The 15,994-nt window shown below is 43.5% G+C and carries 11 protein-coding genes; 8 read left to right on the forward strand and 3 right to left on the reverse strand.

What is annotated here, in order from left to right; all coding sequences use genetic code 11:
- Window positions 1-5 precede the first annotated feature (5 nt).
- Both OSCI_RS12130 and OSCI_RS12135 read right to left on the reverse strand, forming a co-directional pair.
- Window positions 6-1,670 (reverse strand): serine/threonine-protein kinase, encoded by a 1,665-nt coding sequence (locus OSCI_RS12130; RefSeq protein ID WP_007355248.1) that lies wholly within the window; start codon window positions 1,668-1,670, stop codon window positions 6-8.
- Window positions 1,671-1,873: 203 nt separating this feature from the next.
- Window positions 1,874-2,323, reverse strand: coding sequence for a GatB/YqeY domain-containing protein (locus tag OSCI_RS12135; protein WP_007355249.1), 450 nt, complete (start codon window positions 2,321-2,323; stop codon window positions 1,874-1,876).
- Window positions 2,324-2,567: 244 nt separating this feature from the next.
- Here OSCI_RS12135 and OSCI_RS12140 point away from each other — a divergent pair, with 244 nt between their 5' ends.
- The 5 genes from OSCI_RS12140 to mutS all read left to right on the forward strand — a co-directional run bounded on the left by OSCI_RS12140 (window position 2,568) and on the right by mutS (window position 10,064).
- The gene (locus OSCI_RS12140) at window positions 2,568-3,560 is read left to right on the forward strand and encodes a ribose-phosphate pyrophosphokinase (protein WP_007355250.1); all 993 of its coding nucleotides are present in this window, start codon (window positions 2,568-2,570) and stop codon (window positions 3,558-3,560) included.
- 137 nt (window positions 3,561-3,697) lie between these two features.
- Complete coding sequence (locus OSCI_RS12145; protein ID WP_007355251.1) at window positions 3,698-5,281, forward strand: type I restriction-modification system subunit M; 1,584 nt, start codon at window positions 3,698-3,700, stop codon at window positions 5,279-5,281.
- Window positions 5,274-5,990: a restriction endonuclease subunit S gene (locus tag OSCI_RS12150; protein ID WP_007355252.1), complete on the forward strand. Its 717-nt coding sequence runs from the start codon at window positions 5,274-5,276 to the stop codon at window positions 5,988-5,990. Before OSCI_RS12145 ends, OSCI_RS12150 begins: the two co-directional genes overlap by 8 nt.
- Window positions 5,987-7,240: a restriction endonuclease gene (locus tag OSCI_RS12155; protein WP_234708744.1), complete on the forward strand. Its 1,254-nt coding sequence runs from the start codon at window positions 5,987-5,989 to the stop codon at window positions 7,238-7,240. Before OSCI_RS12150 ends, OSCI_RS12155 begins: the two co-directional genes overlap by 4 nt.
- A gap of 196 nt (window positions 7,241-7,436) precedes the next feature.
- Window positions 7,437-10,064 carry a DNA mismatch repair protein MutS gene (gene mutS / locus OSCI_RS12160; protein WP_007355254.1) on the forward strand — a complete coding sequence of 876 codons (2,628 nt, stop codon included), beginning with the start codon at window positions 7,437-7,439 and terminating at the stop codon, window positions 10,062-10,064.
- A 235-nt stretch (window positions 10,065-10,299) separates the two neighbouring features.
- Here the strand turns inward: mutS and OSCI_RS12165 are convergent, their stop codons facing one another.
- Window positions 10,300-10,977: a HEAT repeat domain-containing protein gene (locus OSCI_RS12165; RefSeq protein ID WP_007355255.1), complete on the reverse strand. Its 678-nt coding sequence runs from the start codon at window positions 10,975-10,977 to the stop codon at window positions 10,300-10,302.
- A 569-nt stretch (window positions 10,978-11,546) separates the two neighbouring features.
- On the opposite strand from OSCI_RS12165, the gene OSCI_RS12170 reads away from it, so the two are divergent.
- From OSCI_RS12170 to OSCI_RS12185, 3 genes are all read left to right on the forward strand, one after another.
- The gene (locus tag OSCI_RS12170) at window positions 11,547-12,038 is read left to right on the forward strand and encodes a BON domain-containing protein (RefSeq protein WP_007355256.1); all 492 of its coding nucleotides are present in this window, start codon (window positions 11,547-11,549) and stop codon (window positions 12,036-12,038) included.
- Between the two features lie 257 nt (window positions 12,039-12,295).
- Window positions 12,296-13,516 carry a general stress protein gene (locus tag OSCI_RS12175; protein WP_007355257.1) on the forward strand — a complete coding sequence of 407 codons (1,221 nt, stop codon included), beginning with the start codon at window positions 12,296-12,298 and terminating at the stop codon, window positions 13,514-13,516.
- 1,422 nt (window positions 13,517-14,938) lie between these two features.
- Window positions 14,939-15,994, forward strand: coding sequence for a pentapeptide repeat-containing protein (locus OSCI_RS12185; RefSeq protein WP_007355258.1), 1,056 nt, complete (start codon window positions 14,939-14,941; stop codon window positions 15,992-15,994).

The raw sequence follows: 15,994 nt of genomic DNA on the forward strand, positions 1-15,994 counted from the left end.
TATACCTATAGAGATGGTGAAGGGGGTTCAGTAGGATTATCCGATGGAGGCGGAATATTACTCGAATTTGGCTCAGGAGATGGAGATGGCTCAGAAATGGGGGTCGGAGATGGCTCAGGAATCGGGGTCGGAGATGGCTCAGGAATCGGGGTCGGAGATGGCTCAGGAATCGGGGTCGGAGATGGCTCAGGAGTCGGGGTCGGAGATGGCTCAGGAGATGGAGATGGCTTAGGAGTCGGAGATGGCTTAGGAGTCGGAGATGGTGTTGGTTTGGGAGATGGTGTTGGTTTCGGTTCTGGCGTTGGTTCTGGCGTTGGTTCTGGCGTTGGTTCTGGTGTCGGTTCTAGAGTTGGTTCTGGCGTTGGTTCTAGAGTTGGTTCTGGCGTTGGTTCTAGAGTTGGTTCTGGTATTGGTTCTAGGGTCGGTTCTGGTATTGGTTCTAGGGTTGGGTCAGATTTAGGAGTCGGAGTAGGAGTGGGAGTCAGAGTAGAAGTGGGTGTAGGAGTTCGAGTCGGAGTCGGAGTTGGACTAACAAATATTGAAGGTTTCGGTGATGGTTTCTCTCCCTGACTGTTCAAAAATGAACTTACCAAAGCCCAAGAACCAAATCCCGTCAAGATTACTAATACCGCACCCAGCGCCGTCGCAGCCATTGAGTTATCCCAGAAAGAATCAGTGGAGGGTGCGATCGCAGGGTCGGGTTTATGCTGTTGGCCAGGAGTGGGACTAGCAGGATCGGGCTTGCGCCCCACCGCTACCGTTGCTACTTGGGAGACATTCGACCTCGCCGGGGTAGGGGTAGAAGCGGGAGTTTGAGGTTGAAAACTGGGATTAGCCTGTCCATCTAAAGCTTGAGCAACTTCGCTTACAGACTGAAAGCGATCGCCAGGTTGACGGCTCAACATCCGATTTAACACATAAGCAAAACCCAAACTCACCTGCGTCCACCTTTGCCAATTCCAGATCAGCGTATTTTCCTCCAGCAGTTCTTGCGGCTCCCTCCCCGTCAGCAAAACGATCGCACTCACCGCCAAAGCGTAGAGATCGCTGCTCGGATTTGCCCGTCCCGTTTGCATTTGTTCCACAGGTGCATAGCCGATTTTTCCCACACTGGTTGCTGGGAGAGCCGGATCGGTTCCTTGTACCCTAGTCGCTAATTCCTTCACCACCCCAAAATCAATCAGCACTGGGAGTTGGTCGCTATTTCGCAAAATAATATTGTCCGGTGCAATATCCCGGTGGATAATCCCCTTAGCGTGAATGTGAGCCAGCACCGGCAGCATTTGCCGCAGGAACACCTGCACCTCTGCTTCCGAGAAATTATTCCCACTTGCCTTACGCTCTTGCAGCAGCCGACGGTAGGTCTTCCCCTCAACATAATCCTGCACCAAGAACAAGCGCTGATTCTCTTCAAAATTTGCCCGAAACTGGGGAATTTGCGGGTGCTGAATTTGATAAAGTACCGCCGCTTCCCTTTGAAACAGCTCTTTAGATTTCTCTATGGCATGAGTACCGCTTTGAATGGGAATAAATTCCTTAAGAGCGCAGCGTTCTTGAAAACGCCCTCGATCTTCTGCTAAATAGGTGCGGCCGAACCCCCCTTGACCCAAGATACTGAGCAAGTGGTAGCGGTTTTGTAGGGTAGTCCCAATGGGAATAGGCGGTTGCATAAATTTTAAGTAGACCCAGAAAAAACTGATAATTTTAGAAGGCAGGAGCTAGGAGTCAGGAGTCAGAAAGATTTAGTTATCTAGAAGGGTACAAGCCCAAAGACTCAAGTTCCCTAGCATACTTCACGCTCCCTGATGTCGAGTCCCGATGGAACCGTTGTTACCCCTTATCTCCCCAACTCACAACTCAAAAGTTACAATTCCTAGCCATTTAGCTTCGCTTTCACCATTTCTTGAATTTTCTTGCCATCGGCTTTACCTTTAAGCTGCTGCATGGCAGCACCCATCACCTTGCCCATATCCTTGGCCGACGTAGCACCTACAGAGACAATAATCTCATCAAGTATCGTACTCACCTCAGTGTCAGACATTTGTGCGGGCAAATATTCTTCAATAATGGCGAGTTCAGCGGCTTCTTGTTCTACCAAATCCTGGCGACCAGCTTTGCTGTACTGCTCAATAGAGTCCCGTCGCTGCTTGGCTATTTGTACCAAAACCTCCATTTCTTGAGCTTCCGTCAGCGCTTCCGGGCGGGCACTAACTTCTTTTTCTAGCAAAACTTTCTTAATACTGCGGACTGTTTCCAGGCGCACTTTCTCTTTAGACTTCATCGCGGTTTTGATATCCGCGTCAATGCGTTCTCTTAAAGTCATTGGCTTCTCCAGGTGTGAATGCAGATATCAAAAATCTAGGATCTTGTAAAGCTCCTAGATTTTAAAATATTCTTTAATTTTATTCTCTCTCGATCTGTTGCATCATTATATCTACGTAAATTCACTTAATCCCATCTAAATCTTGGGTCTGCCTCTAAAATAAACTGCTAAAAATACGAGGTAATGTTTTGAGTTGAGGATGGTAAAATTACCTTAAAAAGAATGTCCTGCGAGGGGCCCTGCCGTGATCCGTTCTGCTACTTTACCGCTTCCGCTTTCTGAGCCTCAGATCCCCGATCACAACCGGCTGCGGCTATTTTCTGGCTCTGCTAATACTCTTCTTGCTCAAGAAGTAGCTCGCTACTTGGGTATAGACTTAGGGCCAATGGTACGCAAAAGGTTTGCTGATGGGGAACTTTACATCCAAATTCAGGAATCGATTCGGGGATGTGATGTTTATTTGATCCAGCCAACTTGCCAGCCGGTGAACGATCACCTGATGGAGTTGTTGATTATGATTGATGCCTGCCGTCGGGCTTCTGCTCGGCAAATTACAGCGGTTATTCCCTATTATGGCTATGCTCGGGCCGATCGCAAAACCGCTGGTCGGGAGTCAATTACTGCCAAGCTGGTTGCTAATTTGATTACTGAGGCGGGGGCTAATCGCATTTTGGCGATGGATTTGCACTCAGCTCAGATTCAAGGTTATTTTGATATTCCTTTCGATCATGTTTATGGTTCGCCTGTAATTTTGGATTATTTGGCGAGTAAACAATTGCCTGACATTGTTGTGGTTTCGCCGGATGTGGGCGGGGTTGCTAGGGCGAGGGCTTTTGCTAAAAAGCTCAACGACGCACCCCTGGCAATTATCGACAAGCGCCGCCAAGCCCATAATGTGGCGGAAGTGATGAATGTAATCGGGGATGTGAAGGGCAAAACTGCGGTGTTGGTGGATGACATGATTGACACCGGAGGGACGATTACCGAAGGAGCTCAGTTGTTGCGTCGGGAAGGGGCCAGACAGGTTTATGCTTGTGCGACTCATGCGGTGTTTTCGCCCCCAGCGATCGAGCGTTTGTCAAGTGGTGTACTTGAAGAGGTAATTGTGACTAATACGATTCCTCTGGCTGCGGATAAGCACTTTCCACAGTTGACTGTACTCACGGTTGCTAATTTGCTTGGTGAAGCAATTTGGCGAATTCATGAGGATAGTTCGGTTAGTAGTATGTTTCGTTGATGTTGCTGTTGCGATCGTTCGTTACCTGAACCCCCCTTAAAAAGGGGGGCTTTTGTTGCTTGGGGGTGCGATCGCGCTTTTATGCTATCGTCTGCGATGGGTATTGACTACCCTACAAAAGATTTAAAGGAGTTATTTTGGTAGTTCGCAAAAAAAGCACCATTAAGCAAAATGGCAAAGGTGCTAATTTAGGGTTTGAAGAAAAGCTTTGGGCTGCTGCTGACAAGTTGCGCGGTCAAATGGATTCCGCTGAATATAAACATATAGTTTTAGGCTTAATTTTTCTCAAATCCATTTCCGATCAGTTTGAAGAACGTTACGACCAGTTAGAAATTTGGGGCTTAGACTCATCAAGTCAGTTTTCACTCCCAGATGGTAACGATAAATTTACTGAAGAACAAGATTGTGGCTTGACTGATAACCGCTTTGAAATTCCTGAATCAGTCCGCTGGTCAAATTTAAAATCTCAAGCAAATCTCCTCAATATTGGGAATCTCATAGATGAAGCAATGATGGTGATTGAGAAAGAAAATTCATCTCTGAGTAGTATATTACCGAAAGCTTACTCATCTTTAGATCCTCGCCGATTATCAGAATTAATAGCTATTATTAACACAATTGATCTAGGTGAAAAAAATAGTAGTTCAAAAGATATTTTGGGCAGAGTTTACGAATATTTTTTAGGACGATTTGCTAACTGGGAAGGTAAGGGAGGTGAGTTTTATACTCCGCAGTCAGTCGTCAAGCTATTAGTCGAAATGACGCAACCATATCAGGGTAAAATTTACGATCCTTGTTGTGGTTCTGGGGGGATTTTTGTCCAGTCAGAAAAGTTTGTACTGGCGGCTGGAGGCAAGGCTAATGATATCTTAATTTATGGGCAAGAATCTAACCAAACCACTTGGCGATTATGCAAGATGAATTTGGCAATCCGGGGGATTGAGGCTAATATTGGTGAGTGTAATGCTGACACTCTAAATAGCGATCTGCATCCAGATTTAAAAGCAGATTTTATTCTAGCTAATCCACCATTTAATATGAGTGACTGGGAGGGATATCGACTTCATCAAGACCAGCGGTGGCATTACGGGATTCCACCGGCTAGTAATGCTAACTTTGCTTGGATACAACATATTATTTACCATTTATCAGATCGAGGGATTGCTGGTTTTGTGTTATCAAATGGTTCGCTGAATCATGGTCAAGTAGAGGGAGAAATTCGCAGTAAAATAATTGAGGATGACTTGATAGATTGTATTGTAGCATTACCAAGCCAGCTTTTTTACACAACACAAATAGCAGCTTCTTTGTGGTTTATTGCTAAAAATAAAAGAGATGATAAATGGCGCGATCGCGCAGGGGAATCCCTCTTTATTTATGCGGCAAATTTTGGTCAGATGGCAGATCGAACTCACCGCACGATCGCAGATGATGAGATTGCTAAGATTGCTAACACTTATAATTTATGGCGCAGCCGCGATCGAATAAATGAATATAAAGATATTCCTGGCTTTTGTAAATCTGCTACCCTTGAAGAGATAAGATATCATAAAATGTCTTTAGTTCCAGGCAGATATGTTGGCTTTGATGAAAATCTGACAAAACAGTGGGATATAACAGAACTACGTGCAGAATTTACCGATGTAGAAAATAGGATAGCGGAAATTGATCGAGCCTCAAATTCAGCACTAAATGTTTTAAAGGAGTTACTATATGGCTGAACCTCTGTTGAAATGCCCTAGTTATTGGTTGTGTGGAACTCTTGAACCTAACCCTGAAGGAAAATTAATTACTTATGTTGATAGTGGTGGTACGCCTAGCACCAAAAATGATAGTTATTGGGATGGCGAAATTCCTTGGCTTACTCCTAAAGAAATTACGGGTTTTACAGATAGTGTCTATGTCTCTAATACTGAAAGAACAATTACTCAATTAGGTTTAAATAATAGTGCTGCAAAATTACTACCTACCGGAACAGTAATGCTCACAAAAAGAGCACCTGTAGGTGCTGTTGCAATTAATGCTATCCCAATGGCTACTAATCAAGGCTTTCTTAATTTTCAATGTGGCTCAAAAATCAGACCGCTCTATTTAGCTTATTGGTTTAGAACAAATCGAGTTTATTTAGATATGGTGGCGAATGGATCAACTTATCCAGAACTATATAAATCAGATTTATTCGAGTTTCAGATAGCAGTTCCACCTTTAGAAGAACAGGATGCTATTTTGAGCGTAATTAGTGCTGTGCAGTATGTTTCACTCCTTGGATTGCCACTTGAGCAGTCAGCTAGTACCCCAGAAAGTATGATTAAAATGCAAGAACAAAATCGGCGCTTGCGAGATATTCGTGATGCGATATTACCGAATTTATTATCAGGAAATTTGGATATTTCAAAAGTTTTTAATCGCTGCTCGGAGAGCATTTTATGACATACACTAATTTGCCAGAACTTTGTTGTCTCAATGGATGCCGTCTTCTGAAAGGACATTCAGGTAAAAAACATGAACTCTATCCCAATTCAGCCTGGAATTTTATGGTAAAAAAAGATAGGGACAAACTTGAAAAAGCAGGATATGCTACACCTCGTGGGGGTAAAAAAGGTGCTTATCAAAACCATGTTGGTCGTAGTAATCGGGTAATATTACCTTATGAAAAGCTGTCTAGTGTCGATCTTCGTAATTATCAAGATGGATATATAATCAGGTTATTTCCAGAGCAGTATTTTGATGCTGCTTATAATCCGAAACAGAAGTTTATCAATGGTGTTGATTCGTGGATAATTGTAGGGATAAATGCTTTTGTACTTTATCGTACACATATTGGAAAGCAAACTTTCCCACCTTTACCAAATTGGAGTCTTCGCGGTCTTGAAAAAGATGGTAAAATAGTTAATTCACGGCGGACTAAAAACGTTACTGATACTGGTCATTTTGTTCAGCGCATTCCAAGAATAGGAGAATTCACTGAACGCATAGAAGGAGTAGATCAGGGAGTATTTGCACCTGAATATGCAGATCAAACAACTAATTACTTATCTCAATGTGTACTAGCTTGGCTCATAGTTCACACAGTTGGAAGTCCTTATGTCACCACACAGACCAAACATTTACAAGCCATTCTTGCACAAAACGGATTACTTGGTGACACAAGTTATGAATATAAAGGTGTAATGCGACATGGATTGTGTAGTTGTCCTTTATGTCTCCGCTTGCTAAGTTACGAAGAATTACATAAAATGGTATCTTTTAATGAGGATAGTGTTTCCGATAATGCAGCAGATCAAGTAGAAGGAGCAACACGCTCAACTATTGTTAATCTTTTTCATCTTGAACCCTTAGTATATGACCGCATCGATCATGTTCCAGCAAATGTAGCTTGGGGACATCATAGTTGCAATAGTCGCTTAGGTCAAAGACGATGCCGATCGCTTAGAGAATTGATGGATTTAGAATTAAAAGTTGGTATTATTACACCAGAAGGCATCGAAAGTTTTGGCTGGATCAGTGATGACTATGAAATGATTCGTTCCCCACTGGGTTCAGTATGGATAAGGATCAGTACAGATGGAGATTTAGATGAACTACCCAAATCAGAAGATATTTTAATTGAAGACCCAGATCTAGGAACAGGAACACTGCTTGAATTAGAAGAGCAACTAGCAGAAAAGGAACAGGAATGAAAATTTTACAAACTAAATTTGAAAGCATCACCTAACTTTACCAAAATAGGAGGGTTGCCATCAGCCACGTAATCAGATCAATCCCCTTCCAGCACAGCCCTAGCTCTTACCTCCAACTTTCTTAGCACCCAACTCCTCTAAAAGTCAATCCTTGAGGTAAAGTTATTAAAGGTTAAAGCTTCTCCCCAGCATCTCTATGCCTTACACTGCATCTACTCCTACTGACCCCAATCAACCCAATATCCGTAATGCTGACTACGCATTGCTAGATTTTGATAAACTGACACCGATGATGCAGCGGTATGTAGGTGTTAAAGAACAATATCCCCATGCGCTTCTTTTCTTTCGTGTCGGCGATTTCTTTGAGTGTTTTTTCCAAGATGCTGTTACCATTTCAGGGGAATTAGAACTGGTTTGTACTAGCAAGGAAGGTGGTAAAGAAATCGGTAGAGTACCGATGACAGGTGTACCCCATCACTCACTAGACCGCTACAGTGCCATGTTAGTAGAAAAAGGCTATGCAGTAGTAATTTGCGACCAAGTAGAAGATGCAGCAATTGCTGCTAAAGAAGGCCGCCAAGTTAAGCGAGAAATTACTAAAATTCTCACTCCTGGAACCTTGACAGATGATGGGATGCTTAAACCTCGTCAAAATAACTTTTTAGCAGCAGTTGTGATTGCTGGCGAACATTGGGGTTTAGCTTATACTGATATTTCTACAGGTGAATTTTTAACTGTTCAATCTACTAATTTAGAACAATTAAATCTAGAATTGCTACGTTTACAACCCTCAGAAATTCTCATTCCTACTCATAGCCAAAATGTAGGTACAATGCTAAGACCAGGAGAGAGATCGGAACATTTACCTGAATCTTTACCTCCTTCATTTTGCTATTCACTGCGGAAGCAACTTCCCTTCACTCTTCCAGAGGCAAAACAGCGACTTCTACAAAAATTTAAAGTGCGATCGCTGGAAGGTATGGGATGTGAAAATCTCCCTTTAGGTGTTCGCGCCGCTGGCGGTTTATTAGAATACTTAGAAGAAACTCAGAAAGAAAATTCAGTTCCTTTGGAACCTCTACACACTTATGCACTCAGCGATTTTTTAATTCTAGATCACCAAACTCGCCGCAATCTTGAAATCATCCAAACAGTCCGCGATGGCAATTTTCACGGTTCTTTATTGTGGGCAATTGATAAAACTAATACTGCAATGGGAGGTCGCGCTTTACGTCGCTGGTTCTTGCAACCATTGTTAGATATTAAAGCTATTCGTGCTAGACATGATACGATTCAAGAATTAGTAGAAAATAATTCTTTGCGTCAAAGTTTACAGCAATTATTACGCCAAATTTATGATATAGAAAGGCTGGCCGGTCGTGCTGGTTCTGGTACTGCAACTGCTAGACAATTAGTTTCCTTAGCTGATTCTTTAGAGAAATTACCACAACTAGCTAATGTAGCATTGCAGGGACGTTCTCCTTATCTTAAGGCCTTACAAAATGTGCCGCCCGTGCTAGATAAATTAGGGCAAAATATCCATGCTTATTTAGTAGATGAACCGCCTATTCATTTAAAAGAGGGTGGTTTAATTCGCCCAGGTATTAATGATGAGTTGGATCGAATGCGAGGCATGGCATCAGGCGATCAACAATGGCTGGCTAATTTGGAGGCGACGGAAAGAACGCGCACGGGAATTTCTAACTTAAAAGTTGGCTATAATAAAGCTTTTGGCTATTATATTAGTATTACAAAATCGAAAATCGATCAAGTTCCACATGATTACATTCGCAAGCAAACTCTCACTAATGAAGAGCGTTATAGCACTGAAGAATTGAAAGAAAGGGAAATAAGAATTTTAACGGCACGAGAGGATTTGAATCAGTTAGAATATGATATCTTTACGGGATTGCGCGAGTCAGTTGGAGAACAGGCGGAAGTGATTCGTAATATTTCTCGTGCGGTGGCTGCCGCTGATGTTTTGTGCGGTTTGGCTGAAGTTGCAGTATATTATGGTTATTGTCGTCCGACTATGGTAGAAAGTCGGGAAATTAAAATTGTAGAAGGGCGACATCCGGTAGTAGAAAAGTCTTTACCTGCGGGCTTTTTTGTACCTAATTCGGCTTTTTTAGGCAGTGAAGAATCGGTAAATAGACCTGATTTAATTATTTTAACTGGGCCGAATGCTAGCGGTAAAAGTTGTTATTTACGGCAGGTGGGTTTGATTCAGTTGATGGCACAAACGGGTAGTTTTGTACCTGCAAAATCGGCATCTTTGGGAATATGCAATCGCATTTTTACCCGTGTTGGTGCTGTGGATGATTTAGCAACTGGTCAGTCTACTTTTATGGTAGAAATGAATGAGACAGCAAATATTCTCAATCATGCTACACCTAAATCTCTAGTTTTGTTAGATGAAATTGGCAGAGGAACGGCGACTTTTGATGGTCTTTCGATTGCTTGGTCGGTGGCGGAATATTTAGCAAATGAGATTCGGGCGCGGACGATTTTTGCTACTCACTATCACGAAATGAATGAGTTAGCATCTATTTTGCCGAATGTAGCAAATTATCAGGTAACTGTGAAAGAATTACCCGATCAAATTATTTTTTTGCACCAAGTTCAACCGGGAGGTGCGGATAAATCTTATGGGATTGAAGCCGGGAGATTGGCGGGTTTACCTCCGTCGGTAATTGAAAGGGCTCGGCAAGTTATGCGGCAAATTGAGAAGCACAGTAAGATTGCAATGGGGTTGCGGAAGGGGATTAAGAAACAGGAGAAACAGGATTTAGAGGCCGAACAATTGGATATTTTTGATAGTTGAAGATAGTAATACAAAATCCGGAGAAACCTACACCATTTCTCATTAAGTCGTTGCGATCGCTACTACACAAACGAAGTCCGCCGACGCGGACTAAGAAATAAGGAAGATATTTAACACGACTTAGGCACTTTGGCTAAAGAAACCGGGTTTTTTACCGACTTTATGGGAAGAAGTCTTTTCGTAAAAAACCCGGTTTCCCATCCCCGATGCTAAACAACTCAAATCTCAAAACTTTTTAAATCCCTTCCTCTTCAGACAAACGCTGAAGTGAAAGCGATGCAGCTTGAGATACTTGGGAATTGCTGTCTTTTTCTAAGTATTTCAGCGCAGAAACACTCTTAGGACTAGGCAAATTCCCCAAAGCTTCAGCAAGACGCTGGCGGATTAGCCAATCTTCCGACTGGACAAACCGCAAAATCGCTTCCACTGCTTCCACAGCTTTGATCTCACCCAAAGCTGAAATTGCTGCTTGCTGCATGACAACTTCTTCACTATCCAAACCTTGTAGTAGCGCGTCGCGGGCGCGAGGATCTTTAAGATTACCCAAAGATACGGCGGCGCTGAAGCGCACTAACCAGTCGGTATCTTCATAAAAAGCGCGTATTAAAGCATCAAAAGCTCTAATATCCCCTAAATAGCCCAAAGCGCCAGCAGCATCGGCACGAATGCCGTAATCTGGGTCATTTGCTAGCAATTTCACCAGAATCGGATAGCATTCTTCGGTGGGTTTCACACCCAGGGCAAAGACTGCCATCGATCGCACCTGTAAATTTTCATCGTCTAACACCTTTTTTATTAAAGGTACTGCCTCCACCGCCGGAATATGCCGCAGGTTGGCTAAAGCGATCATCCGATCGGCTGAATTTTTGCTGTCTAACTGGATTGAAATTTGCTCTATGCTTAAAGTGGTCATTATTTACCGCGCTCTTAGTAAAACTTTACATTTGATTAATCTATTATAGTGCTAGTTTAGGAATTGACTCAAGCACGCGCGATCGCCTAATGTCCCCACAGATTAGCTCAAATCTGCTGCTAGCAATAACTTAAGACTTACGCACCAGCCAGAAATTAAAAACATAAGCCTTCAGAGCAAACGCATCAATATCTTGCGATCGCCAATTTGAAAAAAGAGGAGAGTCTTGTCTGGTGTCCAGTTGCTCTATTCTTTCTATTTCTAAAAAACGATCGCTGAGAGCGATACTATCTTAGTTAAGAACTTAATTTCTTTGAACAAACCATAGAGCACAGAAGAGTGTAAATTCATGGATGTATGTGGTGTTCATAACTATTTTATAACAAAATTCTCATAACTCCTGTACTTAATATTTTCCTCTACCTACCGATACATATCGAGTTTACACCTAGAGAGCGATGTAATAATTCACCTTAATTTCTATATTTATTAAAGCTAGTTTAAATTTTAAAAAGGACAGAGAATAAGTCCACCTGGCTAATCCAATCTTAACAAGAGGCACCTTAAATATGAAGAAGCTAACACCATTTCTCCTCAGTAGTATCTTATTATTAGGAGTTGCCGCTTGCGACAACACTGCCAAAACAAGTGCTAACGCTCCTGGTTCTACTCAGCAGGAAGATATCAAAACACCAGATACTAAGACAGTTCAGGATAACCGAGATGATGCTACTAGCGAGATTCGTAGAGCACAAGCAGATGCTGACATTCGCGCACGAGAACAACGTAACAATGTAACTGGTGGCGATACACAAAGAGCCGATGCCGACTTAGCGAGTGAAGTCCGTTCAAAATTAGAGGTCAATATCACCGGCGGTCAACTAATTGTTACCGCTAAAGATGGTGCAGTTACTATCTCAGGGACAGTGCCTAATCAAAACGATCTAGGCACGATTGAACCTTTAGCTAAAGAGATTAAAGGTGTCAACAGCGTAACTAATAAGGCAGTTGTAGCAGGCGCAAATCCCTCCCCTTCAACTCAGCCTCAATCCAACAATTAGCAGAATTCAGGAGTTAGAAGTCAGATTTATTCTTCAGGATTCTGACTTCTAACTTCAGATTTATAGCTGCTTATCTCCTCAATTCAGACTTGAGAAATTAGTTCTCGATCTGTCGGAGGATAGATAGCAAGGTTCCCCCTAGCGACCGATGAAAGTGCTAGGGAAAATAGTCAATAAAGGAATAGTAATAGCACAAATCAATAATTGATTTTGTCGCTGTACAAATTCTATACATAGCAAGCAGAGGATGTAAAAACATGGCTTTAGGTCAACAAAAGCGAGCTGTAGGAGCATTTTCAAATTACCGAGATACAGAAATAGCGCTTAGAGAGCTTCAAAGTGCAGGCTTTCCCATGAGTAAAGTTTCTGTAGTTGCACAAAATACCGATGATGACAACATCGGTGACAACATCGCGGGAGCTACAGTTAGTAGTGGTAAAGACAAGCAAGTAGGGCGCGGCGCTAAAGCAGGTGCCACCGCCGGGGCTGTAACGGGAGGCTTGATTGGCTTAATCGGCAGCCTAACTGCGCTGAGTATTCCGGGAATTGGCCCGATAGTAGCAGGTGGTACGATCGCAACTCTTCTCGGAGATGCTTTAGTAGGAGGTGCGATCGGTGCTGCTGCTGGCGGTTTAGTGGGTGGATTGGTAGGTTTAGGTGTTCCTGAAGAGCAAGCAAAAATTTACAACGATCGCCTCTTAAGAGGTGAGTATCTAGTATTTGTAGAAGGTACTGATGCCGAAATCGCCACAGCCCAGAGTATCTTCAGTGTACGCGGCATCCAAGACTGGGGCATCTACGACGTACCCAGCAGTCACGATCGAGACAGAGTTGCCCACCGAGACAAGCGGGCAGTAGGCGTTTTCTCCACCCGCCACGAGACAGAACAAGCACTCAGCGAGCTGAGAAATGCTGGTTTTAACATGGACAACGTTTCTGTCATCGCGCGAGATGCCGATCGGCAAGATGACATTGCAGGCATTGACGTACAAGATAGCGCCGGCAACAAAGCAGATTTAGGTGCAGCTAAAGGGGCCGTGACTGGCGGCGCTTTGGGCGGTTTGACAGGTTTACTGGTGGGATTGGGTTTAGTAGCCATTCCTGGTATTGGCCCAATTATGCTGGCTGGAGCCGGTGCAACTGCACTCGCAACTACCCTCACAGGTACGGCAATTGGTGCCACCGCTGGCGGTTTGATTGGGGCCTTAGTCGGCTTGGGAATTCCCGAAGAGCGGGCTAGAGCTTATAGCGATCGCATCGCCAAGGGTGATTATTTAGTGATGGTCAAAGGAACAGACGACCAGATCGCCAGAGCCGAATCTATTCTAAGCCCGCGAGGTATTCAAGAATGGGGGATTTACGATTACCCCAGCGTAGATACAGCTCGTGCTAACTACGGCACTCCCGGTACTCCTAGCGTCGATACCACTCCTCTTTACAATCGCGAGCCTGATGCGAGCGCTCGCCGCTTGGGATAAGTTAGTGACAATAGCATAATTGCCCTTACCGGGGAAAGAGCGCAATTATTAACAAAAACTAAAGCTAGAGTTGGTTATTTTTAGGAATAGCCAACTCTAGCTTTATTATTCTGCATTTGCCACCTCCTAGATCCAGATATAACTTTTTTTCTTCATATCCTTGTCTCCTCTGGCTTGTACTTAACCAGTTCAACATCGCAAATCTTATTGATTGAGTTCGATCGTCTGTATCCCTTGCTACTACTTGTCCTGTGCTATAGAAGTATAATTAAACATCGGGATTTACTAAAAGTATCTCTTGCCTCTAACTCCTGCTAGCGATTATCTTTAAATATGGGACAGCTAATTTCAGCAAATTATAGGTGAAGTAGCCGATCCCCACGAGCTGACTAGGGCCTGGGGTTGGGGGCAAATATTAGACTAAATATTGCCGCCATCTGCTAAAGATGCGAGCATCTCCAGCAGATGACCGCAAGACTTAGGCACATATCGGTAAGCTCACAACTATTGATCTTGCCATTGGCAAAACCTGCTAAAGTTGGGCAGTGTTCCTGGGAATGCTTCAGCTCGGCATTCGAGTACCCCAGAATCAAGCTAGTATGGCCGGGAGCGCGTCAGCGTAGCTGGTGTTATGTTAATTAGAACCACAAGCCCTCTATGGATTTAGGAGAAGGTGGCAGTAAGCACAGAAGCACAAGAATACAGGAGTTTTTTGTACAGACGCGAACCGCGTTTAGACGGCAAGAACTCCTGAGAATTTTCGTTTGTGCTTCTGTTGAATGTTTAGCACTGATAGGAAAACAGCCAAACTCTGGGTTTTCACTGCAACAATATGCAGTGATGGGAGGTGACAGTAGCTAAACAAAACCCTAAACCGCTTGATAGTCAGGAAGGCGGTAGGGATGCCCCTGGGAATACCCGATACTCTTGATTTTCTAAGGCGGCAATAGTAATCAAAAAAATTTGGGATTTTAGGAATTGGCAATTGGCTTGAGGAAGCCTTGAATTGTGATTATTTTAAGAGTTACCAGAATTGAGTTTTTAGGTAGTGATGAGCATTGGTTGTTAAGTCTTGAATAGTTTAACTCAATCATCAAAACCGCAACTGTTTGCAAAGAAATCTGCAACCTCTTAAAAGTCTAAACTTAAAACTTCCCTTTGACCTAAGCCCATCCGAAATCATTCTACCGAAAATAGAGCTGCGCCAATATGGTGCTGCTTAGCATTAACAACTTTTCTATTTCTTTCTTTTGAACCAACTGCTGACAATTTTGGCTCGCTAACTTTTTCTGTAAACCGCCCGTATAAGGCGGTTAGGATACCGTCTAGAAGGCGGCATTACGTAACTAATGCGTAAGTCCTACAGAAATTTGCAGACAGCCGGGAATATCCACACATTCAGGAAAATTACTCAACTTTTTTATGAATTTCACTGAGCTTTTAAGCGCCAATGAACTGTTAGAGCGACATAGACAAGGGGAAAGAGATTTTAGAGGGGCTAACCTGATTGCCGCTAATCTAGGTGAAGCCAATCTGAATCGGACAAATCTCAGTAACGCGAATTTGAGAGGAGCAAACTTAACCAGAACTAAACTAATCGGAGCAAACTTAAGCGGAGCCGACTTAAGCGGAGCTAATTTATCTAAGGCTAAACTGATTGAAATCAATCTCGGCGGAGCTAGTTTAACTGGAACTATCTTATTAGGAGTTGACCTGAGTGGAGCCAACCTCAGCGGAGCTATTTTTTCTCAGGCTGATTTAAGTAAAGCGGTTTTGATTGGAGCGAGTCTGGTTGGAGCTTGTTTGCTCAATGGGTCTAAATTAGTAGATGCTAACTTAAGTGGGGCAACTCTAAGCCGAGCGACTGCCAATGGAGTTGATTTAAGTAGGGCGATTTTGAATAGAGCGATTTTGAGCGAAGTAGATTTGAGCGGCGCTAATTTGAGCGGCGCAACTCTGATTCGGGCTTACGCCAATCGTGGGAATCTTAGTGGTGCTAATTTGCACTCCTCAAACTTGAGCGAGGCAAGTTTGCGAGAGGCGAATTTGTGTGTTGCTAACTTAAGTGGAGCTGAGTTACAAGGAACTGACTTGAGCGGAGCTAATCTGAACGGTGCTAATTTGAGTGGAGCTGACTTGCAAGGAGCTAACTTGAGGGGAGCTAATCTCAATGGGGCAAGTTTGCACAAAGCTGATTTAAGGACGGCTGAGTTGAATAAGGCTAATTTGCGGGGAGCCAATTTGAGCGGGGCTAATTTGTCTGGTGCTAGCTTGCTGGAGGCTGATTTGCGAGGAGCTAATCTGAACGGCGCTAATTTGTCGGGTGCGGGTTTGTTATTGACATCGCTGGCGGGAGCGGACTTGACTGGAACTAATTTATCTGAGGCTAATTTAATTGGGGCTACCTTGAATGTTGCCAACTTGAATGAGGCCTGTTTGGGCGGTGCAATTCTACCCAATGGCGCGACTCACGGTTAA

This window comes from Kamptonema sp. PCC 6506 (assembly GCF_000180455.1).
Classification (GTDB): Bacteria; Cyanobacteriota; Cyanobacteriia; order Cyanobacteriales; family Microcoleaceae; genus Kamptonema; species Kamptonema formosum.

Excerpts from the sequence above, each read along its gene's own strand:
- OSCI_RS12130 (WP_007355248.1), bottom strand. The coding sequence starts at position 1,670 with ATGCAACCGCCTATTCCCATTGGGACTACCCTACAAAACCGCTACCAC.
- OSCI_RS12135 (WP_007355249.1), bottom strand. The coding sequence starts at position 2,323 with ATGACTTTAAGAGAACGCATTGACGCGGATATCAAAACCGCGATGAAG.
- OSCI_RS12150 (WP_007355252.1), top strand. The coding sequence starts at position 5,274 with ATGGCTGAACCTCTGTTGAAATGCCCTAGTTATTGGTTGTGTGGAACT.
- OSCI_RS12155 (WP_234708744.1), top strand. The coding sequence starts at position 5,987 with ATGACATACACTAATTTGCCAGAACTTTGTTGTCTCAATGGATGCCGT.
- mutS (WP_007355254.1), top strand. The coding sequence starts at position 7,437 with ATGCCTTACACTGCATCTACTCCTACTGACCCCAATCAACCCAATATC.
- OSCI_RS12165 (WP_007355255.1), bottom strand. The coding sequence starts at position 10,977 with ATGACCACTTTAAGCATAGAGCAAATTTCAATCCAGTTAGACAGCAAA.
- OSCI_RS12170 (WP_007355256.1), top strand. The coding sequence starts at position 11,547 with ATGAAGAAGCTAACACCATTTCTCCTCAGTAGTATCTTATTATTAGGA.
- OSCI_RS12175 (WP_007355257.1), top strand. The coding sequence starts at position 12,296 with ATGGCTTTAGGTCAACAAAAGCGAGCTGTAGGAGCATTTTCAAATTAC.
- OSCI_RS12185 (WP_007355258.1), top strand. The coding sequence starts at position 14,939 with ATGAATTTCACTGAGCTTTTAAGCGCCAATGAACTGTTAGAGCGACAT.